General features: G+C 39.3%; 21 protein-coding genes, 1 pseudogene and 1 other annotated feature. Of the genes and pseudogenes, 5 read left to right on the top strand and 17 right to left on the bottom strand.

Going from position 1 to position 23537, the window contains the following annotated elements; translation table 11 throughout:
* Positions 1-109: 109 nt before the first annotated feature.
* The 7 genes from RBL01_RS02505 to RBL01_RS02475 form a co-directional block, all read right to left on the bottom strand.
* Entirely contained in the window at positions 110-958 is an 849-nt protein-coding gene (locus RBL01_RS02505) for a MetQ/NlpA family ABC transporter substrate-binding protein (RefSeq protein ID WP_307780815.1), read from the bottom strand.
* A 23-nt stretch (positions 959-981) separates the two neighbouring features.
* Positions 982-1668 carry a methionine ABC transporter permease gene (locus RBL01_RS02500; RefSeq protein WP_002287674.1) on the bottom strand — a complete coding sequence of 229 codons (687 nt, stop codon included), beginning with the start codon at positions 1666-1668 and terminating at the stop codon, positions 982-984.
* Positions 1661-2695 carry a methionine ABC transporter ATP-binding protein gene (locus RBL01_RS02495; protein ID WP_002304234.1) on the bottom strand — a complete coding sequence of 345 codons (1035 nt, stop codon included), beginning with the start codon at positions 2693-2695 and terminating at the stop codon, positions 1661-1663. The genes RBL01_RS02500 and RBL01_RS02495 overlap by 8 nt, the downstream gene beginning before the upstream one ends.
* A 62-nt stretch (positions 2696-2757) precedes the next feature.
* Positions 2758-3014: a binding site (T-box leader), on the bottom strand.
* Between the two features lie 75 nt (positions 3015-3089).
* Entirely contained in the window at positions 3090-3428 is a 339-nt protein-coding gene (locus RBL01_RS02490) for a glycine cleavage system protein H (protein WP_002291179.1), read from the bottom strand.
* Position 3429: 1 nt separating this feature from the next.
* Positions 3430-3786, bottom strand: coding sequence for an arsenate reductase family protein (locus RBL01_RS02485; RefSeq protein WP_002295166.1), 357 nt, complete (start codon positions 3784-3786; stop codon positions 3430-3432).
* A gap of 5 nt (positions 3787-3791) precedes the next feature.
* A complete protein-coding gene (locus RBL01_RS02480) occupies positions 3792-4979 on the bottom strand; it encodes an FtsW/RodA/SpoVE family cell cycle protein (RefSeq protein WP_002318915.1) in 1188 nt (395 codons plus the stop codon).
* Between the two features lie 190 nt (positions 4980-5169).
* On the bottom strand, positions 5170-6015 hold the full coding sequence (locus RBL01_RS02475; protein WP_002352485.1) for a LysR family transcriptional regulator: 846 nt from the start codon (positions 6013-6015) through the stop codon (positions 5170-5172).
* A 233-nt stretch (positions 6016-6248) separates the two neighbouring features.
* Here RBL01_RS02475 and RBL01_RS02470 point away from each other — a divergent pair, with 233 nt between their 5' ends.
* Together RBL01_RS02470 and RBL01_RS02465 are read left to right on the top strand one after the other, a co-directional pair.
* Positions 6249-7214 (top strand): TDT family transporter, encoded by a 966-nt coding sequence (locus tag RBL01_RS02470; RefSeq protein WP_002291188.1) that lies wholly within the window; start codon positions 6249-6251, stop codon positions 7212-7214.
* 499 nt (positions 7215-7713) lie between these two features.
* The gene (locus RBL01_RS02465) at positions 7714-8757 is read left to right on the top strand and encodes a YeiH family protein (RefSeq protein WP_002291191.1); all 1044 of its coding nucleotides are present in this window, start codon (positions 7714-7716) and stop codon (positions 8755-8757) included.
* Positions 8758-8818: 61 nt separating this feature from the next.
* On the opposite strand, the gene RBL01_RS02460 is transcribed toward RBL01_RS02465, so the two are convergent.
* Positions 8819-9283, bottom strand: a complete 465-nt coding sequence (locus RBL01_RS02460) for a methylated-DNA--[protein]-cysteine S-methyltransferase (protein WP_002298278.1) — start codon at positions 9281-9283, stop codon at positions 8819-8821.
* 244 nt (positions 9284-9527) lie between these two features.
* On the opposite strand from RBL01_RS02460, the gene RBL01_RS02455 reads away from it, so the two are divergent.
* Complete coding sequence (locus RBL01_RS02455; protein ID WP_002318912.1) at positions 9528-10475, top strand: glycosyltransferase family 2 protein; 948 nt, start codon at positions 9528-9530, stop codon at positions 10473-10475.
* A 210-nt stretch (positions 10476-10685) separates the two neighbouring features.
* On the opposite strand, the gene RBL01_RS02450 is transcribed toward RBL01_RS02455, so the two are convergent.
* The 3 genes from RBL01_RS02450 to RBL01_RS02440 all read right to left on the bottom strand — a co-directional run bounded on the left by RBL01_RS02450 (position 10686) and on the right by RBL01_RS02440 (position 13757).
* The gene (locus tag RBL01_RS02450) at positions 10686-12758 is read right to left on the bottom strand and encodes a DNA topoisomerase III (RefSeq protein ID WP_033581948.1); all 2073 of its coding nucleotides are present in this window, start codon (positions 12756-12758) and stop codon (positions 10686-10688) included.
* Positions 12691-13068: a DUF1033 family protein gene (locus RBL01_RS02445; RefSeq protein ID WP_002291196.1), complete on the bottom strand. Its 378-nt coding sequence runs from the start codon at positions 13066-13068 to the stop codon at positions 12691-12693. Before RBL01_RS02445 ends, RBL01_RS02450 begins: the two co-directional genes overlap by 68 nt.
* A 128-nt stretch (positions 13069-13196) precedes the next feature.
* Positions 13197-13757, bottom strand: a complete 561-nt coding sequence (locus RBL01_RS02440; protein ID WP_033651460.1) for a TetR/AcrR family transcriptional regulator — start codon at positions 13755-13757, stop codon at positions 13197-13199.
* Positions 13758-13906: 149 nt separating this feature from the next.
* Between RBL01_RS02440 and RBL01_RS02435 the strand changes: the two genes are divergently transcribed.
* Positions 13907-15199, top strand: coding sequence for a multidrug efflux MFS transporter (locus tag RBL01_RS02435; protein ID WP_307780816.1), 1293 nt, complete (start codon positions 13907-13909; stop codon positions 15197-15199).
* Positions 15200-15258: 59 nt separating this feature from the next.
* On the opposite strand, the gene RBL01_RS02430 is transcribed toward RBL01_RS02435, so the two are convergent.
* From RBL01_RS02430 to mnmA, 3 genes are all read right to left on the bottom strand, one after another.
* A complete protein-coding gene (locus RBL01_RS02430; RefSeq protein ID WP_002325117.1) occupies positions 15259-16377 on the bottom strand; it encodes an aminotransferase in 1119 nt (372 codons plus the stop codon).
* A 13-nt stretch (positions 16378-16390) separates the two neighbouring features.
* Positions 16391-17812 carry an arginine-ornithine antiporter gene (arcD, locus tag RBL01_RS02425; RefSeq protein ID WP_002327416.1) on the bottom strand — a complete coding sequence of 474 codons (1422 nt, stop codon included), beginning with the start codon at positions 17810-17812 and terminating at the stop codon, positions 16391-16393.
* 246 nt (positions 17813-18058) lie between these two features.
* The gene (gene mnmA, locus RBL01_RS02420) at positions 18059-19180 is read right to left on the bottom strand and encodes a tRNA 2-thiouridine(34) synthase MnmA (RefSeq protein ID WP_002327417.1); all 1122 of its coding nucleotides are present in this window, start codon (positions 19178-19180) and stop codon (positions 18059-18061) included.
* A 403-nt stretch (positions 19181-19583) separates the two neighbouring features.
* Between mnmA and RBL01_RS02415 the strand changes: the two genes are divergently transcribed.
* Positions 19584-20183 carry a metallophosphoesterase gene (locus RBL01_RS02415; protein ID WP_002291205.1) on the top strand — a complete coding sequence of 200 codons (600 nt, stop codon included), beginning with the start codon at positions 19584-19586 and terminating at the stop codon, positions 20181-20183.
* Positions 20184-20332: 149 nt separating this feature from the next.
* Here the strand turns inward: RBL01_RS02415 and efmA are convergent.
* From efmA to RBL01_RS02400, 3 genes and pseudogenes are all read right to left on the bottom strand, one after another.
* Positions 20333-21606 (bottom strand): annotated as a pseudogene (gene efmA / locus RBL01_RS02410) (multidrug efflux MFS transporter EfmA).
* 270 nt (positions 21607-21876) lie between these two features.
* The gene (locus RBL01_RS02405; RefSeq protein ID WP_002286736.1) at positions 21877-22221 is read right to left on the bottom strand and encodes a DUF1831 domain-containing protein; all 345 of its coding nucleotides are present in this window, start codon (positions 22219-22221) and stop codon (positions 21877-21879) included.
* A gap of 136 nt (positions 22222-22357) precedes the next feature.
* Entirely contained in the window at positions 22358-23503 is a 1146-nt protein-coding gene (locus RBL01_RS02400; RefSeq protein ID WP_002352493.1) for a cysteine desulfurase family protein, read from the bottom strand.
* Between the last annotated feature and the right edge of the window lie 34 nt (positions 23504-23537).

The following is a 23537-nucleotide window of genomic DNA, read 5'->3' as shown; positions in this document are numbered from 1 at the left end:
TATCTTTTATTTATTATTAAACAATTTTGATTTCTAAATTAGAATAGATATAAAAAAGATGAGAAATAAGCCATTACAGACTTATTTCTCATCTTTTTTGTTCCATACCTTATTTTGCATCAGCCTTTACTGGTTTAACAGAGCCGCCCCATTTGTCTGTGATCCATTCTTGGACTTCTTTGCGGTGAAGCACTTCAATCAGTTTTTTGATTTTGTCACTGTCTTCATCACCTTTACGAGTCGCAATAATATTCACGTAAGGAGAGTTGTCCTTTTCAAGCAATACGGCATCTTCTAATGGATTCAACCCTGCGCCGTAAGCGAAGTTTGCGTTGATTGCAACTAGGTCACCTTCATCATTTTGGTACGTAGAAGCTAAAAGTGATGGGTCGATCGTATGGTTGAACTTCAAGTTCTTAGGGTTTTCTTCAATATTATCGAATGTTGCTGTTTCCAGATCTACTCCATCTTTGACTTTGACTAAGCCAGCATCTTGTAGAATTGTGATGATGCGTCCCCAGTCTGATTCAGAATTTGAAGTAATGATTGTTGCACCATCTTTTAATTCGGAAACTTCTTTGACTTTTTTAGAGTACAAGCCCATTGGTTCGATGTGGACAGCACCGGCATTGACAAAGTCATATCCTTTTTCTTTGATTTCTTTGTTCAAATAAGGAATATGCTGGAAGTAATTGGCATCAATGTCGCCTTCTTCCAAAGATTGGTTCGGTAATACATAGTCATCGAATTTGACGATTTCAAGATCGATTCCTTCATCTTTCAATAATGGTTTCACATGTTCCAAAATCTCTGCGTGCGGTGTCGGTGAAGCGCCGACTTTCAATGTCGTGTCGTCTGCTTTATTTGCTGAATCTTTGCTGTCGCTGTTGTTACCGCATGCTGCTAATCCTACAGTCAGCAAAAGCGCTGCTGCTAATCCAAAAATTTTCTTTTTCATATCCTACATCCCCCTATATCCTATTATCTTTTGTCTGTTTTCTTAGTTAAGAAATCACCGATTCCTTGAACGATAAATACGATTAGTAAAATAATTAAAGTCGCAACGAATGTCACTGTCAGATTACCACGCTGGTAGCCTTCCTGCCAAGCAAGACCTCCAAGTCCACCTGCGCCGATCGCGCCGGCCATCGCAGTAAATCCGATCATCGAGATCGTTGTAACTGTTAATCCAGAAATCAATGCGGGAATACTTTCAGGTATCAAGACCTTCCAGATGATTTCCCAGTAACTTGCTCCCATTGCATCTGCTGCTTCCAGTACACCAGGGCTGACTTCACGAAAAGCAATCTCTACTAGACGGGCATAAAATGGTGCTGCGGATAAAACAAGAGCTGGAATGGCTGCTTGCGCACCTAGCATAGTGCCTACGATTGCTTTAGTAAATGGAATGATCAAAACCATCAGGATCATAAATGGCGTTGACCGGAAAATATTACTGATGATCGATACGATTCCATAAATGATTCGAGCATACGGTTTGTTTTTGCGTCCAATAGAGTAAAGGATCAATCCCAAAACTAATCCGATGATCGTCACTAAGACCATTGAGATTAATGTCATATATAGTGTATCAAGGATAGCCTGATTCATCGTTTCCGGGTTGATTTGTTTAAAATCTAGATATGTTTCTGAAAAGCTTTTATCCACGATGGATCACCTCAATTCCTACTCCTTGTTCTTTGATGAACACTTCTGCTTGATCTAATTCTTTGGTTTCACCAGTCATCAAGACAGTCAATGAACCAAAGGAACCTTCTTTCACTTGTTTGATCTTTCCATACACAACGTTGACATCGATGTTATAGCGTCGAATCGCTTGGGAAATGACTGGCTCGTTGGCATTTCTTTCGCTAAAGGTCAAAGTTGCCAAACGGCCGCTTGGATTTTCTTTGATGAGTTCAGCTAATAGTTCTGTCGAATCAGCTTCTGGTTCGATGTCTTGTTGTACAAAGCGTTTGGTTACTTCTTTTTTCGGTTGTCTGAAGACAGTCAATACGTCTCCTTCTTCTACGACTTTCCCCAACTCCATCACAGCGACTTTGTTGCAGATTTTGCGGATCACATTCATTTCATGTGTGATCAAGACGATGGTCAAATTCAATTTCTTATTGATCGCTAACAATAAGTCTAATACTTCTTCTGTTGTTTGCGGGTCCAATGCGCTAGTAGCCTCATCACAAAGCAGGATCTCAGGATCATTTGCCAATGCTCGTGCGATACCGACGCGTTGTTTCTGCCCGCCGGAAAGTTGTGAAGGATATGCTTGTCCGCGTCCTTCTAACCCGACTAAACGCAACAGTTCTTCTGCCCGTTCTTTACGTTTGCTCTTTGGTACGCCAGCTAATTCCAGCGGCAGCTGGATATTTTCAAGTACAGTTCTTGACCATAACAGGTTGAAATGCTGGAAGATCATACCGATTTTCTTTCGGAATGTACGTAATTCTTTGTTTTTTAATTTTGTAATATCTTGATCGTTTACGATCACTTCGCCGCTCGTGGGAAGCTCAAGTCCATTCAGGAGACGGACTAATGTACTTTTTCCTGCGCCAGAATAGCCGACGATTCCATAAATATCCCCTTTTTCAACGTTTAGTGAAACGTCATTGACGGCTTGGATGTTTCCGTTTTTCCCATTGAATGTCTTTTTGACATTCGTTAGTTGGATTAATGACATGCCATTCACATCTTTCTCTTATGATTTTTCAAACAAAAAAGCCTTCGCCCTCTTGCCTTAAGCAAAAGGACGAAAGCTTGAACTTCCGTGTTACCACCTTGATTTACCGTTACTTCGCAATAACAGCCTCTTCCAGTACTTGGACTTAGCTTCTTTCCGTATACTGTCGCGCTGTAACGGGCACTCCCGTAGTAAGTTTGCTTACGCTCGCTTACTCTGCTCTAAGACCATCTTCCATCTCATTTTCGTTACCCATTTTCAGCAAACAGGGCTCTCTTCAAACGTCCGTGACATGTACTCTTCTTTTCAAAGCTTTCTCGTTTCATATAGGATTGCTTATGATTATAGCAACTGGAAGAATCAGTGTCAACTTTTTTCAAGTGATTTTCTGATTTTATAATTCGTCAAATTCTTTTGGATCAACATCTTTGAAACTTAAGATCCACGCATTCATTTCATCTGAATCATTCAAGATATTGATATCTTCACCGATTTTATCATTAACAGAAGAAACTGTACCCGTTAGCGGGCTGGCAAATTCATTGACCGCTTTTTCCGCTTCAACTTCGATCAGAGGTTCATCTTTTTTTAGCGATTGTCCTGCTTTTGGCAGATTGGCAAACGTGATGTCTCCAAGTTCTTCTTGCGCTTCATTTGTCAAACCAACACAGTATTCTTTTCCATTAAATAAGATCCAAAGGTTGTCCTTTTTCTTCAAATGCTTGCCTGCCATTTTATATCAGTTCTCCTTCATAAATTTTTTCATTGAATCCAATTGCAACAAGCTGGTCCTCTCGTAAGATCAGTGGCCGCTTGATCAGCATACCATCTGTCGATAAGACTTGGCTCGCTTTTGAAGCCGTAAACTCGCCTACTTGATCTTTCAGTCCAAGTTCCCGATATTTCATCCCGCTTGTGTTGAACAGGCGACGGATTGGTACTTGACTCGTTTCTAGCCAAGTCTCAATCGTTGAGGCCTTCGGTACTTCTTTGATCATATCAACAGTTTGATAACTAACGCCATGCTGGTCTAACCACGCTTTGGCTTTTTTGCATGTTGAACATTTCGGGTACCAGTAAAAGGTGTACAATTTTCTTACCTCCTTGAAGATCTTGCAGGTGCTTCATTTTGGTATCTCATCGATAATATCAACCCGATACCGATCATGTTCCCTAAAATCGAAGATCCTCCCTGACTAATGAAAGGCAATGGGATCCCTGTTAAAGGAAGTAATCCGATATTTGCTCCAATATTCTCAAAGACATGGAACAGCAGCATCATGATCAAACCGCTTGCGATATAGGCGTAAAATTCATTATTCGTATCGAAACACACCCGAATCATACGATAGATTAAAATAAAATACAAGAAAATGACAAATGCACCACCGATAAAGCCGAAGTTTTCACCGACAACGGTAAAAATCATATCGGACTCACGAACAGGCACATAAATATTGCTTACGTTGAATCCTTTACCAAACAAGCCACCGGTACCAATTGCCAAAAGTCCTTGGGCCGGCTGATAACTCATTCCTGACGTATCATGGAAAGGGTCCAGCCATGAATCAATACGTGCAAACTGATAAGATTTGAAGCCAACTTTGTAAAGCAAGTCTCTTCCGCCTTCAGTCGTAACCAAGAAGATCGTTCCTGCTCCAACGACTACTGCCAAGATTACTACAGGTGCGATGATGCGCCAAGAGATTCCAGACATCAAGAAAATCCCGCCAAAGATCGCAAGAAAGACAAGCATCGTTCCAAAGTCATCTTGGGCCATGATCAATGCTAAAACCGGTATTGTCACGATCAAGAGCTTCCCAATCAGCCAAAAGTCCGATTTCATCGTCCGTTCTTTTACTTGCGTATTATGTTTAGTTACGATCAGTGCCATCATCAAGATGTACGCAATCTTCATCAACTCTGCTGGCTGGAAAGTAAACGCACCGAATCGAAACCAGTTTTTAGACCCTGTTGAAGCAGCTAAATTCTGATCATAGAATTTGAGCAAGAGTCCCATTACCACTAACCCCAAACCATAAAAGTAAGGAGTCAGTTTCCAGATCCATTTGGAATTCAAATGCATGATGACAACGATTGCTGCCGCTCCAACTAAATACCAGACAACTTGCATCCCTACGCCTTTCAAGACTGCTGGATTGTTCGGATCATGGCTAAGTGCTACATATAATGAGAGCAGACCAATCAAACATAACAGAAAGACTGGTAAAATCACGCCATAATCAATACGATTATCGTTCGAAGCTTTTAATTTTTTTTCCATGTTTCATCCCTTTTCTTAAAAACCATACTGCTGATTATTATAGCGGTCCAGTTAGATAATGGAAAGTCTTTCCATAGACATTTGGGAAAAATTAACTTTCCGTTTGTGCAGTTGCTTGAGCAAATGCAGTACAAAAGCCTACTGCTTATCTTTAGTGTATCATAGAACTTTTTTTGATACATGCAATTATCTACCAACTGAGATTCTCCTCGCTGTGAGAAGTTTCTGTGCTTTCATTGTATCGAAGGATCTCTTCGGCAATCTCTAGCAGCTGATCAGAAACCAGATTGGTTCGTTGGATGAAATAAAAATAACGATGGAAATTCAACGGAGTCATTGGCACATTTTCTGGAACAGAGCGCTTAGACAAAATCGAGCGACCGATTCCTTCCTTCAGCAACGCAACAATTACATCGTTACTTTTCACGATCATCTTCTTATCTTGGATATTCATCTCTTCAAAATAACGCTGCGTGTAATGAAAAACACCAGAGTTTGCTTCTCTTACAAGCCACAATTTGCTTTTTGGGTCCCCAGCGATGACTAGCTGGTCTTCCATCAAAGAGTATCTTTGTACGCCGGAAGTCTCTAATGGCTTTTCGATAAAACCAAAATCGGATTCATGTTTCGCTACTTGTTCTAATGATTCATGAGAATTCGCGATTTCGATCTCAAAATGCACTTTAGGAAACCTTTTGATCAGATGTTTCATCAACTGAGGCAAAGGATAGACAGCAAAGGTGTGGGAAGCAACGATCCGACATACTTCTTCTTCATTTTGTTCATTGAGCAATTTTTGCTGAGTTTCTTCCCATTCTTCTAACAAAACCAGTGTCCGTTCATATAATAAGTCGGCTTGCTTAGTTGGAAGCATCTCTTTTCTTCCGTTACGTTGAAAAAGATCGATATTCAATTCCCGCTCCAACTGTTTGATTTGATTCGAGACTGCTGGTTGAGATAAAAACAGTACTTCTGCTGCTCTGGAAAAATTTCTTGTTTCATATACTGCTCGAAAAGTCGTTAATAACTTAAACATGGCACCACTTCCATAACTTTTTATGATAATTACTATAAAAACTATTTGATTTAAATATACAAAAAACCATCTATAATAGAAATGTACAACAAAACAGTTGCTGATCCAACTAGTAACTTAGATGAAGACAATCAGCTGTCTGCTTGCTCGTAATCATACATTCCTATTCATTTTACAATGTATTCGTTCATCTTGGTACTAAAATCTATTAAATAAAAAGGAGAATATTATATATGAAGAACTTTTTGAAAATTATTCCGATCCCGATCTGCGGGTTGATCCTTGGGTTAGCTTCCCTTGGAAATCTGTTTAAAGACTATCACCATGTTGCTTTAGGCAATCTAACTGGCGGTATCTCTATGATTCTTATGATATTCATTTTTGTTAAATTGTTTATCTTATTCGAACACACGAAACAAACGTTGCATGATCCAATCATCGCCTCCGTTTCACCAACTTTTACGATGTCACTCATGGTTATTTGTACTTATTTTGTTTCATATGAAAGTATTGCACCAATTGTCAAATTCATTTGGCTGTGCGCTGTTATCTTCCAAGTGATCCTTGTCTTTTATTTCAATTATCACCATGTTATCAAAGCTGATCTTTCAATTGAAGCAATTTATCCAAGCTGGTTTATCATTTATGTTGGATTTGGGGTCATCACTGTAACTGCCGGGAACTTCTTCCCGCTTATTGGAAAAATTTTCTTTTGGATTTCATTGATCTGCTATGCGTTCTTATTGCCGATCATCATCAAACGTGTCTTTTTCGTAAGAAATATGGCTCATCCGACACGTCCGCTGATTACGATCGTTGCAGCACCTGGTTCTCTTTGCCTAACAGGTTATCTTAAAAACTTTGCTGAACCTAATTTTTATCTTGTCGTAGCATTGTTCGCTTTATCTCAAGTATTGTATTTCGTTGTGCTGTCTATGCTTCCACGTTTGTTCAAGCTTCGTTTTTATCCAAGCTATGCAGCCTTTACATTCCCGCTTGTTATCTCTGCAACAGCTATATTTACTACTGTTCATTACTTCAACAGTTTAGGTATCTATAGTAGCGTATTGGATTTCTTAAAAGTTGCGGAATGTCTGTTTGCAAGTGTAGTTGTCTTCTACGTTCTTGCTCATTACGTACGTTTCTTAATTAAAGAACATAGCAAACATGGAAAATTTGTTTCTAAAAAAATCGCTTAATAATCGATTCAATAGGTTGTGAAAAAGCTGTTCTGCATCAAGTAATAAGAACGGCCAAACAAAAACAGCTGTTCATGTTTTTGAATTGGTTGGGCTTATTACCGCAGATGCAAGCTTTTGAACACCGTTTACCAAGAGGTCGTAAAAGAAGTGGCCAGCTTCAAGAAATAAGAAGGAATTTACGAAAATTGCTTCTCAAATTTTTGTGAAATTTCGGCTTATTTCCGAAAAAGCTACTTCTGGAACACCGTTTACCAAGAGGTCGTGAAAAAGCCGCTTAGTTTCGAGTATTAAGAAAAATTTTGTGAAAATGGCTTTCCACATTTTTGCATAAATTTGGCTTAATACCGAGAAACTGGCTTTTGAACACCGTTTATTCGAAACAAGAGGTCGTGACAAGACTTTTGTCACGACCTCTTGTTCTTTTGTCAAAATACTGGTTTAGTGCTACTATGTTCGAGTATGCTTTTAGTATTTATTGACGAAAGGAACCGATCAAATGAAATCATTGTCACATCCAATAAAATCTGTAAAGGATTCAGCGGTCCGCGAAATCTTACCCGGTTTACTGCTTTCTTTTGCCATCGCTGCCTTCAGCAGGCTTCTTGCTATTTATCTGCCACAGTTAGGTGGAGCGACTATTGCTATTTTATTGGGTATTTTATTAGGAAATACTTTTTTTAAACAGCCTGTTCTAGCAATCGGCACAAAATTTGCTGAAAGCAAACTATTAGAATTCTCTGTTTTTTTACTAGGTGCAACTGTCACAGCTCAAACGATTGCTCAAATTGGTATAAAAGGAATTGTTTTTGTGTTACTGCAAATGTCAGTCACTATCATCGGTGCTTACTTGATTGGTAAAAAACTGCAATTCAGCGATACTTCTTCTTTGATGATGGCTGGAGGAAACGCTGTTTGTGGTTCTTCTGCTATTGCTTCGATCGCCCCTTCCATCCATGCGAAAGAGGAAGAAAAAGGACAGATCATCACACTAGTCAATCTACTGGGTACTGTGATGATGTTGACTCTCCCTTTCCTTGGATTACAGTTGTTTGGTGGAAATCTCATTGAAAAAAGTGCACTTTTGGGTGGCACACTCCAATCTGTTGGTCAAGTAGTCGCTGGGGCAAGCTTACTTGACAATTCTGTTGTCGAATTCGCCATGCTATTTAAGATTCTACGTATTATGATGCTCGTTGTTGTTGTCTATCTGTTTGAAAAATTCATGCACAAGAAACAACCAGCTCTGTTTGAAACGCCAACTGATACGCAGAAAAAACGAAAATTACCACTTCCTTGGTATGTATTAGGGTTTGTGATCTTTTGTTTGGTCAACAGCTTGTTTTCTTTACCTGTAGTTATTGACCAATCGGCACATTTTATCAGCAGCTGGTTTGAGATCACTGCTTTAGCGGCAATTGGTCTGCGTTTAGACTTTGCAAAATTCATGAAAGAAGGTACACGCTTCTTATCTTATGGATTAGCTGTCGGGCTTCTCCAAACAGTGATGGCTTTACTATTTATTTGGCTGATCAAAGTTTAGAATGAACATGAAAAAACAGTTGTGATTCTCGCATGGAACAATGTCCGAATCACAACTGTTTTTAATTTTGCAGATATCCTTCTAACAACAACAATTGGCGTTTGATTTCAACCCCATCTATTGCGTTTCCCATATATCCTGTCAGTTTTCCATTTTGCCCGATCACTCGATGACAAGGAATAACGATTGGCAATGGATTGGTTCGATTTGCCTGCCCAATCGCTCGCACAGCTTTCGGACTATCAACAGCAACAGCTACTTCTTTATACGTTCGGATTTCTCCATAAGGAATGGTCGACAAAGCTTTCCAGACATTTTGCTGAAAAGGCGTACCTCTCTTTATAGATAAAGGAACATCAAATTCTTTTCTTTTTCCCGCAAAATATTCTTCAAACTGTTCTTGTGTGCGCGTTAAAATTTGCTGATTCGCTGATTCGCTTTCTGAAATTGGCTGAAAAGATACAGCAGTCAATCCGGATTCATCTGCATCTAACCATAAAAAGCCGATAGGTGTGTGTATTTTCATTTTGTTTGCTCCTGGTCAGTAGACTGGAACTTCCTCCTTTTTCTCTATCCAAAACTACTTGCCAACTAATAAAAATTGTTCTTAAAAGTTTGATAAACCGAGGAAACATGGTAAACTAAATACGTTAGTTTACCAAAGAATAGCTGTTCTTTTCCATAAAATCAAATTTAAAAGGTGTTATTTAAGGTTTATTAAATTTTGAATGTAAACCATATATAAACATACGATTGAAAGGATAGAAACGATGAAAGTATCAATTGTTGTCCCATGTTTTAATGAAGAAAAAACTGTTCCTCTTTTTTTTGATGAGGTTGAAAAATTCAAAGGTGCCCATGAGTTCGAATATTTGTTTATTGACGACGGATCAAAAGACGGTACGTTAGCAGCAATCAAGAAGCTAGCCTCAGCTTATCCTTATGTCCGCTTTGTCTCATTTTCCAGAAATTTTGGGAAAGAAGCGGCTCTGTACGCTGGATTGCAAGCTTCTACAGGAGATTTAGTGACCGTGATGGATGTTGATCTGCAAGATCCGCCCGAACTGCTTCCTGAGATGATCAACCGGATCACTACTTCTGATGTCGATAGTGTCGGCACCCGGCGTTCGACTCGTGAAGGCGAGCCTGCGATACGCAGTTTCTTTGCGAAAAAATTCTACCAGTTGATCAATAAAATCAGCGATACAGAAATGGTCGATGGCGCTCGTGATTTCCGCTTGATGACTCGTCAAATGGTGGATGCCGTCCTAGAATTAACAGAATACAACCGATTTTCAAAAGGATTATTTAGCTGGGTCGGATTTAAAACAGAATATATTTCTTATGAAAACCGCGAACGTGTGGCTGGCGAAACATCTTGGTCCTTCTGGAAATTATTCAACTACTCGATTGATGGTATCGTGAACTTCTCGGATGCACCGTTAACGATTGCTTCATTTATCGGCGCTTTGTCTTGTGTCGGTTCTGGTATTGCAATTTTGTTCATTATTTTGCGGGCATTGTTGTTTGGTGATCCTACATCAGGATGGCCTTCCATGGTCTCGATCTTCCTGTTCATTGGTGGAATCCAATTGTTATGTCTTGGAATCATCGGGAAATATATCGGGAAAATCTTCTTAGAAACGAAACAGCGTCCTGTTTATATCATAAGAGAAACAGAAAAAGTGAAGCCAAATGAATTGAAGCCTCACCAATAATATACGTCAAATGAAGTAAACATTTTTTTAAATGAAAAAGGACTGTGACAAAAGTCTTGTCACAGTCCTTTTTTCCGAATAAATGGTGTTCCAGAAGTAGCTTCTTCGGAAATAAGCCGAAATTTCACAAAAATTTGAGAAGCAATTTTCGTAAATTCCTTCTTATTTCTTGAAGCTGACCACTTCTATCACAACCTCTTTCATATCTTATTACTTCTTCATTGCTGCTTTTAGTGCTGCTGCTAATGGGCTTTCTTCTGGTTCTTCTGCTTGTGCATATTTTTTCAGCAAGCGTCGTTCTTCATGTTTGGTCATTTTCTTCTTCTGCTCTTTTTTATCAAGCATTTTTTCTGTCGTTCCATCGTATTTACAACGGAAATAAGCACCGTTTTTACCTTCGATGATTTCCATTTTCCGGTGACATTGCGGGCATCGATGATTAGAGACTTTTGGATCTTTTCTTCTGCGGTAGTTGCAATCTGAATTGGTGCAGACATAGATTTTGCCGTCACGTGTGTTTTTCTCGCGCAGATTGGCCCCACATTCTGGGCATTTCTTTTGGGTAATCGAGAAATCTTGATATTCTTGTTTGCTTGATTTGATCTCATTCACCAAGCGTTTTGTTTCTTTTTCGATTCCATTCAAGAAGGTTCCTGCTTGTTTCTTTCCTGCAGCAATAGCTTCAAGGTCTTTTTCCCAGCTTTCTGTCAAATCTGGTGTTACTAAAGAGGGATTTACCAATACTAATAATTGCTTACCTTTAGGAGATACTTGCAGTCCTTGAGGGGTACGTTCCATCAGTTCAGATTTGATTAGTTTCTCGATAATCTCTGCACGCGTAGCTGGGGTTCCCAGACTGTATTTTTCCATTTGACCAAGCAAGCTTGCTTCTGACAATGGTTTAGGCGGTGCAGATAGTTCTTTTTTGATGGTGAAATCGGGATTGATTCTCATTCCTTTTTCCCATTTGACTGTTTCCGTCTCAGTTTCAGTTTCGCCTTTCCATCCTGCTTGGACGACACGATTTTGCCGAAAAATGAATCGTTCTTTACCAAATTCAACCGTAACTTTTGTTTGGCTGACTTTATGGGGTTGAGCAAACAGTCCTAAAAAACGAGAGACAATCATTTGATAGATTTTTTGCTCTTCATTACTTAATTTTTCATAACGTGCTCTGTTTTCAGTTGGCAAAAGTGCATGGTGATCGGTCACTTTACTGTCTTGGAATACTTTTGTCTGTTGGACGATGGCTCCGTTTTTCAAATACTGCTTGACCTCAGGAGCAAAGTCGCTGACTGCTTGCAATCGTTCTTTCATCGTACTTTTCATGTCATTTGTCAGATATTTGCTGTCTGTACGCGGATAAGTAACGATCTTATGGGTCTCATACAAACTTTGTACAAGACTTAATGTTTTCTTTGCAGAATAGCCATAGCGTTGATTGGCTTCTCTTTGGATCTCTGTTAAATCATAAGGCAATGGCGCAGATTCCGTTTTTAATTTTTCTTGGACTTCTGTGACAGTTCCTTTGCTTGTACTGATCAATTGAACAAGTTTTTGTGCTTCTTCTTGTGTTTTTAAAGCAAATTGATTTTTTTGAAGCATTTTGGCTTGTTCTTTTCCAGCTTGCAACGTGATCGTGAAATACGTTTGTGGACGGAACTGCTCGATTTTCTTTTCTTGGTCTCTCACTAATGCTAGTGTCGGTGTCTGCACACGGCCTGCTGATAAATTATCCGCGTACTTCACAGTTAAGGCTCTGGTCACATTCAATCCTACCAGCCAGTCCGCTTTTGCCCGGGCAAGAGCAGATTCATACAATGCATCATATTCTTTCGCAGGTCTTAGTTGCTTGAATCCAGTTTTGATTGCTTTATCTGTTTGAGAAGAGATCCATAACCGCTTCACTGGTTTATTGAAATGCACATACTCTAAGATCCAGCGAGCAACAAGTTCCCCTTCTCTTCCGGCATCTGTCGCAATGACTGCTTCTGAGACATCTTTTCGCTGAGCCAGCTGCTTGATTGCTTTTAATTGATGTCCTGTTTTAGGAAGTGGTTTGATTCCTAGTTTTTTAGGGATCATTGGCAACGTGTCCATTTGCCAGCTCTGCCATTCCTTATTCAGATCTTCCGGCATTTTCAATCCTAATAAATGACCAAGGGCCCAAGTAACGATCACCTTGGGTCCTTCATAATAATTTTTGTGCTTTTGATTAGCACCAAGCACCTTGCTTAGGTCTTTCGCAACGCTTGGTTTTTCCGCTAGAATTAGTTGTTTCATAAAATTCCTTTCCGCTTTCTACTGTGATGGGCTGATGATTTTTCAACAACGCAAGTCCTTTGTATTGCTGTAAATCATCGTCACACTCTTCACACCAGCGCTCATCTCCGTCATTCCAAAAGGCGCTGAGAAAGTTACTTTTTGCATTGATATATTCATAATTTTGATGGATTTCGTTCCATTGTTTTTCGTACGCTTGTCGTGCTTCTTCGAAAGACTCGAATGTTTCTTCTGCTTCAATATCTTCTTCCCAGTCTTCAAAAAACCACCAAGGCTCATTGTCCCCGAACATGGTAATTACTTGATACATACTCGTGCTCCTTCTTTCAGCTTTTCTAGACTTATCTTAGTCACTTTTCAAGAAAGTTGCAAGAATTTTCTCTTATAAAAGGATCATTTAATGAACATCTTGAAAATGATATAAATGAATCTGATTGTTTAAGGCAAAGTAGCGATAAAGTCATTGATCATCCAAAAATAGCTGTCCTCTGGATCGATTGTCGATTCTTTTGTAAAGTATCCTAAAAAACGCAAGGAAAGATAGCCGTGGATCATACTACATAATTCTCTGCTTCGGTGGACTTTTTCTTCTTTCGTTAATTGAAAAGCCTCAAAGATCTGCAAAATGATCTGGTTCGTTTCATGGATTCCCTCTAATAAAACTGCTTCATTGGTGTGGGGCACACTGATCAGTAACTCATACACTGCTTGATTTGAAAAAGCAAAGGATCGATAAGTTTCTGCATAGATCTGCAGTGCTTCCTGACCACTTTTTCCCACAAGAGCCCGACGCAGCTGGTCATTAAGTTCCTGCAGAAGTTTCGCTGTTAGCGCTGTTTTGACATCACGAATATTTTTGAAATGGTTATACAGCGAGGGAGCCTTGATATCCAAGCGTTTTGCTAAATGCTGAAAGGTTATTTGCTGAACATCCATCTCTTCTGCTAGTTCTCGAAAGCAGTCGATGATTTTCTCTTGAGACAGATTTCTTTTTTTCATTTTCATGTTTCCTCTCATAAAATAAATCCTTCACTCTTTCAGTTTACCACGAAAAAGAAAGAGAAAAAAGAGACTTTCATTGATAAACTACATATTGTAGTTTATAATAAAGAGCTGTAGATGAAAATTTTCAGAAAGAAGGAGTCTAATTGGCTGCAAGAATAAAGGAAAAATTATTTAGGAAAAGAGAAACTTGGGAACAAAACTTGTTTGTCTTATGGTTTGGAACATTTATGGCTGGTATCGGATTTAGTTTAGTCATGCCTTTTATGTCACTTTACATAGATACGTTAGGTAATTATAGTACGTCACAGTTGAACTTTTGGAGCGGATTGACTTTTTCATCTACTTTCTTGGTGACTACGCTGATCTCTCCTTGGTGGGGAAAATTAGCCCACCAAAAAGGAAGAAAATTGATGCTGTTGCGTGCTTCATTAGGAATGGCAATCGTCATTTCTTTGATGGGTTGCGTGACTAGTGTGTATCAATTAGTCGCATTGCGTCTGCTTCAAGGGATTTTTTCTGGTTATATCAGTAATGCCGCTGCCCTTGTCGCAACTGGGACGCCAAAAGAAAAAAGTGGTCAAGTTCTTGGAACCTTAGCAACTGGTTCTGTTACAGGAACATTACTTGGACCGCTTCTTGGCGGGATCTCTGCTTCAGCGTTTGGCTATCGCCCTACCTTTTTCATTACAGGGATCATCTTATTTTTCGTCTTCTTGTTGAGTCTGTTTTTCGTCCATGAAAAATTTGTCCCAGTGAAAAAAGAAAACATGGTTTCTGCCAAACAGATTTTCAAAGACTTGAAATATCCACACGTCGTCATCGGTATGTTCGTCACAACGATGATCATCCAAGCATCCAACAATTCCATTAGTCCAATCATCAGTCTGTACATTCGCCAATTGCTGCATGGACATGGGAATGTTACGTTGATCAGCGGAATCATCGCTTCGATACCTGGGATTGCCACTTTGATAGCCGCTCCAAGATTTGGTCGCTTAGGTGACAAGATTGGGAGTGAAAGAATACTTGCGATTGGTTTGGGTTTTGCGATTCTGGTTTATATCCCAATGGCATGCGTCACGAATGTTTGGCAATTAGCTGCCTTACGTTTTTTGATGGGTATCTCTGATGCTTGTCTGCTCCCTGCTGTCCAAGCATTGATCACAAAATATTCGCCTCATCAAGCTGCTGGACGGATCTTCAGTTATAACCAATCTTTCCAAGCAACTGGTAACGTAGTAGGGCCTATGATCGGCTCCAGTGTTTCTAGTGCATTTGGTTATCGTGGCGTCTTTCTTTCGACTTCTCTTCTTGTTTTGGTCAACTTCTTGCTTGTACGACACAATACACAAGAGATCCATCAGCAAGAAACTGCAGAAGAAAAAGCTTCAGGAGTCTCCATATCTTCAGGGCACTCTCCTTCTCATAGACAATAAGCGTAAATGAAAAACACTGCTTGAACAGTTGTCACAGACTGTCCTTGCAGTGTTTTTGTTTAGGCCTGTTTTTTCAAGAACTCAGATAAGAGGAATAATCCCTTTTCCAAGGTTTCTTTTTTACAACAGTAACCTAGTCGGGCATGCTTCGGTAAATCAAAGGCACTTCCTGGTACTAATAGTACTCCTGTTTCTTCTAATAAATTGATACAAAATGTCTGGTCATCTTCTTCGATGGCTAATTTAATGAAAGAAGTAGAGACGTAATTGGGAGCGACAAGTTCAACTTTCGGTTCATTGGCTACCCATTGTTTTAAAATCACAAGGTTCTCTGTAATGATCTTTTTGTTTCGCTCCAATATTTTTTCTTTATTCTTCAATGCATGTACAGCAAGATCATCTGACAGGACTCCGCCGCAAATCATCGTGTAGTCTCGATACTTTCGAAAAACTTCTGCCAACTCAGGTCCAGTAGCTGTCCAGCCAATACGAATACCTGGAATGGAGTAGGTTTTGGATAGGGAATTGGTTGCTATACCTTTTTCATAGACATCTACGATCGACAAGAATTCACCTTTATCCGTTAAAGGCGCATATACTTCATCTATCAATACATATGCATCTACTGTACGAGCAATTTCTGCGATTTTTTCTAAAGTTTTCCGATCTAGCAATGTGCCTGTAGGATTGTTTGCACTATTCAAACAGATGATTTTTGTTTCAGGTTTGACTAAGGCTTCTAGCTGTTCTAAATCAAACTGCCAATCTTCTTCTTCCTTCAAATGAACAAAGTCAACAGCGGCACCTAAAGATTTGGGGATGTCATATAATTGCTGATAAGTAGGAAGCATCGAAACAACATGGTCTCCTGCTTCCACTAACGCGTATAGAGCTAAAAGATTAGCACCAGTCGCTCCATTCGTTTGTAAGATGTTTTCCGGATCGACGGTTTGATAAAGAGAAGCGACTTCTTGTTTGAAAACATCTGATCCTTCGATCCAGCCATAGTCCAATGGTTCGTTTTTGCGTTTTTCGAAAAATTCACTTACGCTAGTCCCATCTAAGCCAACGAGTTCGTCTAATGTCAATGCTTCGATCGAGCTTTGTGCAATATCATATACCGCTTTCTTTTCCCATTTATTTAGCCATTCTTCTACACCGAAATTTGCGATTTTCATGTTTCTTTCCCCCTTATATCTTGATCCAGCCTACAGCAAGCAACCCGATTGAAAGCAGTGCGGCCACACAAATCAGCCCAATCATTACTTTTTCTTTTCCCGTAATTTGATGTTTGGTTTCACGACAAGCGATCCAGTAGAAGCAAAAACCAGGAAGATAGGCAATACTACATAAAAGGACATAAGAAAATCCTGCTAAAATGATGCCCATCAATTCAAAAGCTACAGCAATCCCACCGATCACTACTTGTTTTTTGATTCCTTCTTTTAAAGAAAACTGGACTTGATAGATCCCGACAAGTAGATAACAAATCAAAATTGCCGCTGTACATAAAGAATAGGCAAATTGATAGGCATAATCAGTAACTAAGAAAGTCAATAAGAATAGATTAGTCAAGATTGCAGTAACAACTAACGAATAAGTTGGGGCATTTTTTTTATTCGTTTTTCCCCAACCTTTCGGCAACAGACCGTCTCGAGCCATCAACATCGTTGTTTCTGCTGGGAGCATCGTCCAAGACAACCAAGAACCAATGATCGAAATAATCAAGCCGATATTGATCAGCGCTGCTCCCCAATTTCCCACGATTCCTTTTAAAATATTTGCCATAGCAGGTTGTGAAATAGTTGCTAACTCTTCTTGAGATAAGACGCCGTATGGCAAGATCGAAGCAAGGATATAGATAAACAATAAACAAAGCAGACCAATGATCGATGCTTGCTGGGCTTCTGAACGTTTCTTCGCGCGGTTGGCTAAAACACTTGCGCCTTCGATACCTACAAAGACCCACATCATAACCATCAAACAACCTTTAATCTGCAACCAGATCGTTCCTTGCTGCCCTGTTCCATTCACTAGATTATCAGATACGTTACCCCAAAAATCAGCAGTGAATATATTCACTTTAAATGCGATAAATACAAATATTAAAAATAGGAATAATGGCACTAATTTACAGATCGTCACGATTGTATTGATGACGCTCGCTCCTTCAACTCCATTGTTTACTAATAAAGTCAGACCCCAAATAAAAATACTTGCAAATAAAATAGAAGGAACATTTTGTCCACCTTTGAATATCGCGAAAAATTCTCCCATGGCGCTCATCAGCATCGTTGCAAAAGCAACATTTCCCAGCCACGCAGACAACCAGTAACCCCAACCACTGATGAAGCCACCTAATTTACCAAATGAAGCTTCCGCGTAACCGAAAATACCACCATCTAGATCTGGACGTTTTTCTCCTAAATGATTCAGCGATAATACCAAAGCTAAAATACCAATCCCAACGATTATCCATGAAAGGATCGCTGGCCCTGGAGCTGCAGAACTAGCCAGATCACTTGTGATCCCAAACACACCGCTTCCGATTGACGAACTGACAACCAGAGCAACCAGTCCCCATTTGCTAATACCCGTTGATTTCTTTTCCATTTCCATCACCCTCACTTATAAAATTGAACAAATCACTTGCAAAAGATTTCCTTCTATTTTGCAACTGCTCTTGCTTAACAAAAAGCAACTTTATTCATATTATTGGATATTATGAACTTTTTACACAAGTATTTCAAGTATAAAATGAATAAAAATTAATTTTATTGCAAAAAAAACAGCTATGCTATCCAAAAGAAAAGGTGTTTCTTTTGTTAGCCATAGCTGTTTTGATTCATTTAATATCGCTTAAACGTATTGTAAAACTTTTGTTTCTTGATATGCGTGGTCGATCAAACCACCACCCAGACATTCCATTTCATCATAAAATACAACTGCTTGTCCAGGAGTGATTGCACGTACAGGTTCGTCGAATACGACTTCTGCATGATTATCATCCAATAAGCGAACTGTCACAGGAACGTCTTGCTGACGATAACGGAATTTCGCTGTACACTTGAATTCTTTTGGCATTGGTTCATTCGTCGTAAAGTGGATTTCACTTGCATCCAAGCTTGTGGCATACAATGCAGGATGATGGAACCCTTGCCCCACATATAATGTGTTTGTCGCTAGATCTTTTCCTACAACAAACCAGGGTTCTTGCGAATCTCCTCCGCCACCGATCCCTAGTCCTTGACGTTGACCAATCGTATAATACATCAAGCCAGCATGTTGCCCTTTGACTTCACCATCAAGAGTGACCATATTTCCTTTTTTTGCTGGCAGATAGTTGCTCAAAAATTGTTTGAAGTTCTTTTCACCAATAAAACAGATTCCCGTTGAATCTTTTTTCTTAGCAGTCGCAAGGCCTGCGCGTTCAGCAATTGCCCGTACTTCTGATTTTTCCATGCCGCCTAGAGGGAACATCGTTTTTGAAAGCTGTTCTTGTGATAATTGGCTAAGGAAGTAAGTTTGATCTTTATTATTGTCTACTCCACGAAGCATGTGGACCACGCCGTTTTCATCGCGAGTGACTTGCGCATAATGTCCAGTAGCTACATAATCGGCGCCAAGATCCATTGCATAATCCAAGAATGCTTTGAATTTGATTTCTTTGTTGCACATCACGTCTGGGTTAGGTGTACGTCCTGCGCGGTATTCGGCTAGGAAATATTCAAATACACGATCCCAATATTCTTTTTCAAAATTCACAGAATAATAAGGAATCCCGATTTGAGCAGCTACTTTCGCTACATCCTTATAATCTTCCGTGGCCGTGCATACACCGTTTTCGTCCGTGTCATCCCAATTTTTCATGAATATTCCGATCACGTCGTATCCTTGTTCCTTTAACAAAAGTGCTGTTACAGATGAGTCGACACCGCCGCTCATCCCTACGACAACGCGTGTTTTGCTGTTGTCTGTCATGATATCACCATCATTTCAATTAGATTCTGAAACATCTACGAGTTGAAGGTCGCAACTTTTCAGTATTTTACATTATACGTCATATTTCTGAAAATTTCATCCCTTAATTATCAAGTCGTAAAAATACTGTTCTACTGGACCTATTCAGTACACAAACATGATAGTCAACCAAAAAATCACTCATCTTTTGAGCATTCGATATAAAAAATTGGCATACTCATAAAAAGGGCCAGCCTTTCGGCAATAAGGAATAATTTTATAAATTGTGAAAAACTATTTTTCAAAATTGCTTCTTATCGCTTAAAGCTACACGTCTCATTTACAACCTTTTCTTTTTAGATGTTATGAGTTGCTCAGATAAGTGATTTTGTTTACTCTAAGAAAAAAGGGAGGCAAAAGATACATGAATTACTTTACCAGTGATATGCACTTTTTCCATGAACGCTTATTAGGAAAAAACGACTTTGCTCCGCGGCTCTTTGCAAATGTGGATGAAATGAACCAACAGTTGATCACTAGCTGGAATGCAGTAATAAAAGAAACCGACCATGTTTATCATCTAGGCGACCTTGCTATGCATCCGCAATATGAAAAAGCAAATGCAGAAATTTTGGAACTGGTCACTCAACTGCAAGGAACAATCCACTTGATCAAAGGGAACCATGACAGTCGCGCTTTTTTCCGTTATTTAGAAAAAAATGATCCTAGGCTTACTGACGGAAGTCCCAAATTTTATTTTTATGATGTAGGTGCCATCGTTAAATTCGACCATCAACAATATTACTTGACTCATTATCCGATGTTGCTCGGGCCTAACGACACTATCCGCAATCTTCATGGACATATCCATCATTACAGCGTACCTATCGAGAACGATGTCAATGTAGGCGTAGACGCACCGGAAAGGGAACTCTTAAAGGAAAAACTACCATTTGGCACTCCGTTATCTGAGCAACAAATCAAAGAAATCTATGAAGCAAAGAGGAAGTACGATAGGTCGTGAAAAAACTGCCCTATATCAAGTATTAAACAAATAAAGATAATTACTCATATTTTTCATTTGAGTAGGCTTATTGCCACAGGAACATTAGGATCAGAAATGGAGTTGTAACAAGACTTCTGTCACAACTCCATTCCATACTATTCGTCTTTTTACTCATGGTGTTCTTTTACCAATTTTTTCTGTAATTCTTTATCATAATTTCGAGCAGCTGACGTTAAAAATAAAACGATTCCGCATAATAAAATCCCGATTCCAGAAAACAAGAACATTTTTTCTACCCCTAAACGATCAGCTAATGGTCCTGCAAATAATAATCCAATTGGACCTGCCAGGTTCATCAAAGAGTTGAAGTTCCCTAAGACACGACCTAAAACATTCGATTCATAACTCTGCTGGATCATTGCCATCAGCAGTGTATTGAAATATGGCGTTGCACAACCTGCTCCTGCATTCAAGATAAGAAAGTACAAGAACCCTTGACTATCGTTTGGAACCAATCCGCTTGCACCGATCGTCAGGCCCATAATGATGTAGGCTATAATAATAGGTTTCATTCGGTCTTTCCATGTTCCTATAAAACTGATCAGTGCACCGCCTAAGAGCATTCCGACTGCGTAGACTACTTCCACTGCTCCCGCCTGTCCAACGGAACCACCAAAGTAATCTAGCGTCATCAATGGATACAGACTGATTGCTGGCATGAACAACAGCATCACAAATGCACCATTGATCGTTATGTACCATAACCCTTTGTTATCCATCAATTGCTGCAGCCCAAATTTTGCATCTTTAAAAATAGTAAGCGGAACTTCCAATATTTCAGGAGAAACTTTTGGGATCTTCACAAAAATCAATAAGCCGACACCAAAAACTGCCCCCAATACATCTAATAAAATAAGGTAATTGACAGGAACGACTGAAAACAAAGCCGCACCTAGAGCTGGCGCAATGATGAAATTCGCTGATTGGACCATTCCTAACTGTCCATTCGTCCTTGTTATGTGAGAAGATGGAACGATTGTCGGCATAATCGACTGATCGTTGGCATTTGGAATGTTTGTGCGACCGAACGCATAAACAAAGACACAAAAACTAGCCAAATCGGGAAGGATTCTGAAATCGTTCCGACTACTGCTAAAATAAGCGCGAAAATCGCTACAATAATATCCGTGACAATCAAAAGAGCTTTTTTATCCCAGCGATCCACTAGCGGTTCTACAAATGGGCTTAGTAAAACCATGGGAATCATTCCTAGTAAAGTAGCAAAACTCAAAATTGTCGCCGAACCGGTTTCTCTTGTCAAATACCAGATGATCGCATATTGGACGACCATACTAGTGATTCCTGACAAAAACTGTCCCGATAAAAAGAACAAATAATTTCTCTTCCAATTCGTTAAAACGACCGACTGTTCATTTTCCATAAACATCCCTCTTTTCTTTTTCATTTTGTATAGCGTTTGCACAACAATCATTATACGGGATTCTTTTTTCAAAAAATACCTTTTTCCCTAAATAACAATCGTTTCAATTTAAATTTCTTTACTTAGAAACAATAAATCAGCAAAATATTAAAAATAACAACATGTGTTAAATTTAAAAATAAAAAAGACAACTAATTTGCGTCGTCCTTACAAAGTTAGTCATCTAACAATAGGCCGTTTCAAAACTAGTTGTCTTTTTATATCCACAGATCATTCGACTTTTTCGAATAACCCACGGCTAATCATCCCATCCATCAGAAAATAAAATTTATCTTGGCTCATTTTCTGTTTTGGATCTTTGAAAATATTGACTGCTTTCAATCCATTTGCTGTAGTGATCGACATTTTCAATGTTTGAATATCTTTTGATACAGTGATTTTTAATTTGAATCCTTCTTTGCTTTGCGGCGTGGCATCTAATGGTCGGATCAATTGATAATTGCCTCCGTTTGTTTCTGTAAATCCATTATCGCGCAATGTATATCTTTTTGCATCAGGATGCAAACGATAGCTAATTGGTGCGCCCAGTACCGTTGCTGTTGTTTCAAATGCCATGATTTTCACCTCGATAAAATTAGTTTCTCTTTATTATAAAAGTTTATCCTGATTTTTACTAGGTTTTTCAGTTAAGTTCCCTAAAAAATGAAGGCGTTCTCTCAGACATCTGTTCATATAAGAATGACTTCACTAGTTATTTTTTGACAGCACGAACTAATTGTTCAAGGAAATACTGGATGTCGTCTTCGGTATTTCCCAAACCAAAGCTGATACGGATGGATTCTTTTAGTATCGGTGTATCTTCTCCATACATTGCTTCTAATACGTGTGAAGGCTCGATATTACCTGCTGTACAAGCTGAACCAGTAGAAATAGCGACCCCATTAAGATCAAGCTTCATCAGTAGCAAATCATTTGCTTCGCCAATTAAGCGAAGATTCAACACATGAGGGAGTTTATTCGTTAAATCACCATTTACTTGATAAGGGATTTCGTTTGCTTCTAATGTATCAAGAATCAATTGCTGGAATCCTTTATATTTGTTGTTACGTGCTTCACGTTCTTCAGGTGACAGCAGTTCAACTGCTTTTGCCATACCCCAGATCCCTGCTAAATTTTCTGTACCTGCACGCCGCTTTTCTTCCTGCTCCCCGCCTAAAAGCAATGCAGGGATATTTACTCCGTCTCGTTTATATAAGAAACCGACGCCTTTTGGCCCATTGATTTTATGAGCAGAGATACTTAATAAATCGATTCCTAATTCTTCTGGATGGATCGTTTGGTTTCCGTACGCTTGTACCGCATCTGTATGGAAATAAGCTGGATGATCCGCTAAAAGTTCACCGATTTCTTTGATTGGCATCAAATTTCCGATCTCATTGTTCCCATACATCACAGAGACCAAGATCGTATCTTCTCGTAACGCTTTTTTGACCTCTTCGATCGACAGATTCCCTTTTTCATCTACAGGCAGATATGTAACGTCAAACCCCTTTGTCTCTAAATATTTCATGGTATTAAGAACAGCAGGATGTTCGATAGCTGTAGTGATTAGATGTCTGCCTTCTTTTTGACACGAGAACGCTGTTTCTAAGATAGCTGTATTATCCCCTTCTGTTCCCCCACTGTTAAAGATGATCTCGTGAGGTTTTGCTTGCAGACTGTCTGCAATGATTTGTCTTGCTGTTTCCAATTTTTCATGCGCGTGGCGACCAAATCCATGTATGCTTGAAGGATTTCCAAACGTGTCTTGCATGATTGCCGTCATCGCTTCAATTACTTGTGGATGCATGGGGGTAGTTGCCGCATGATCCAGATAAATAGTTTTCACTTCATTCATCCCTTCCAAATTATTGCTAGGCACATTCTAGCAT

Source organism: Enterococcus sp. SB12 (genome assembly GCF_030910025.2).
Lineage (GTDB): Bacteria > Bacillota > Bacilli > Lactobacillales > Enterococcaceae > Enterococcus_B > Enterococcus_B faecium.
The sequence above is the reverse complement of the archived record's forward strand: the minus strand, read 5'-3'. Positions and strand labels throughout refer to the sequence as shown.

Bases quoted from the DNA above. Each gene is read 5' to 3' on its own strand.
- RBL01_RS02505 (WP_307780815.1), bottom strand. From the start codon at position 958: ATGAAAAAGAAAATTTTTGGATTAGCAGCAGCGCTTTTGCTGACTGTA.
- RBL01_RS02495 (WP_002304234.1), bottom strand. From the start codon at position 2,695: ATGTCATTAATCCAACTAACGAATGTCAAAAAGACATTCAATGGGAAA.
- RBL01_RS02490 (WP_002291179.1), bottom strand. From the start codon at position 3,428: ATGGCAGGCAAGCATTTGAAGAAAAAGGACAACCTTTGGATCTTATTT.
- RBL01_RS02480 (WP_002318915.1), bottom strand. From the start codon at position 4,979: ATGGAAAAAAAATTAAAAGCTTCGAACGATAATCGTATTGATTATGGC.
- RBL01_RS02475 (WP_002352485.1), bottom strand. From the start codon at position 6,015: ATGTTTAAGTTATTAACGACTTTTCGAGCAGTATATGAAACAAGAAAT.
- RBL01_RS02470 (WP_002291188.1), top strand. From the start codon at position 6,249: ATGAAGAACTTTTTGAAAATTATTCCGATCCCGATCTGCGGGTTGATC.
- RBL01_RS02465 (WP_002291191.1), top strand. From the start codon at position 7,714: ATGAAATCATTGTCACATCCAATAAAATCTGTAAAGGATTCAGCGGTC.
- RBL01_RS02460 (WP_002298278.1), bottom strand. From the start codon at position 9,283: ATGAAAATACACACACCTATCGGCTTTTTATGGTTAGATGCAGATGAA.
- RBL01_RS02455 (WP_002318912.1), top strand. From the start codon at position 9,528: ATGAAAGTATCAATTGTTGTCCCATGTTTTAATGAAGAAAAAACTGTT.
- RBL01_RS02450 (WP_033581948.1), bottom strand. From the start codon at position 12,758: ATGAAACAACTAATTCTAGCGGAAAAACCAAGCGTTGCGAAAGACCTA.
- RBL01_RS02445 (WP_002291196.1), bottom strand. From the start codon at position 13,068: ATGTATCAAGTAATTACCATGTTCGGGGACAATGAGCCTTGGTGGTTT.
- RBL01_RS02440 (WP_033651460.1), bottom strand. From the start codon at position 13,757: ATGAAAAAAAGAAATCTGTCTCAAGAGAAAATCATCGACTGCTTTCGA.
- RBL01_RS02430 (WP_002325117.1), bottom strand. From the start codon at position 16,377: ATGAAAATCGCAAATTTCGGTGTAGAAGAATGGCTAAATAAATGGGAA.
- arcD (WP_002327416.1), bottom strand. From the start codon at position 17,812: ATGGAAAAGAAATCAACGGGTATTAGCAAATGGGGACTGGTTGCTCTG.
- mnmA (WP_002327417.1), bottom strand. From the start codon at position 19,180: ATGACAGACAACAGCAAAACACGCGTTGTCGTAGGGATGAGCGGCGGT.
- RBL01_RS02415 (WP_002291205.1), top strand. From the start codon at position 19,584: ATGAATTACTTTACCAGTGATATGCACTTTTTCCATGAACGCTTATTA.
- RBL01_RS02405 (WP_002286736.1), bottom strand. From the start codon at position 22,221: ATGGCATTTGAAACAACAGCAACGGTACTGGGCGCACCAATTAGCTAT.
- RBL01_RS02400 (WP_002352493.1), bottom strand. From the start codon at position 23,503: ATGAATGAAGTGAAAACTATTTATCTGGATCATGCGGCAACTACCCCC.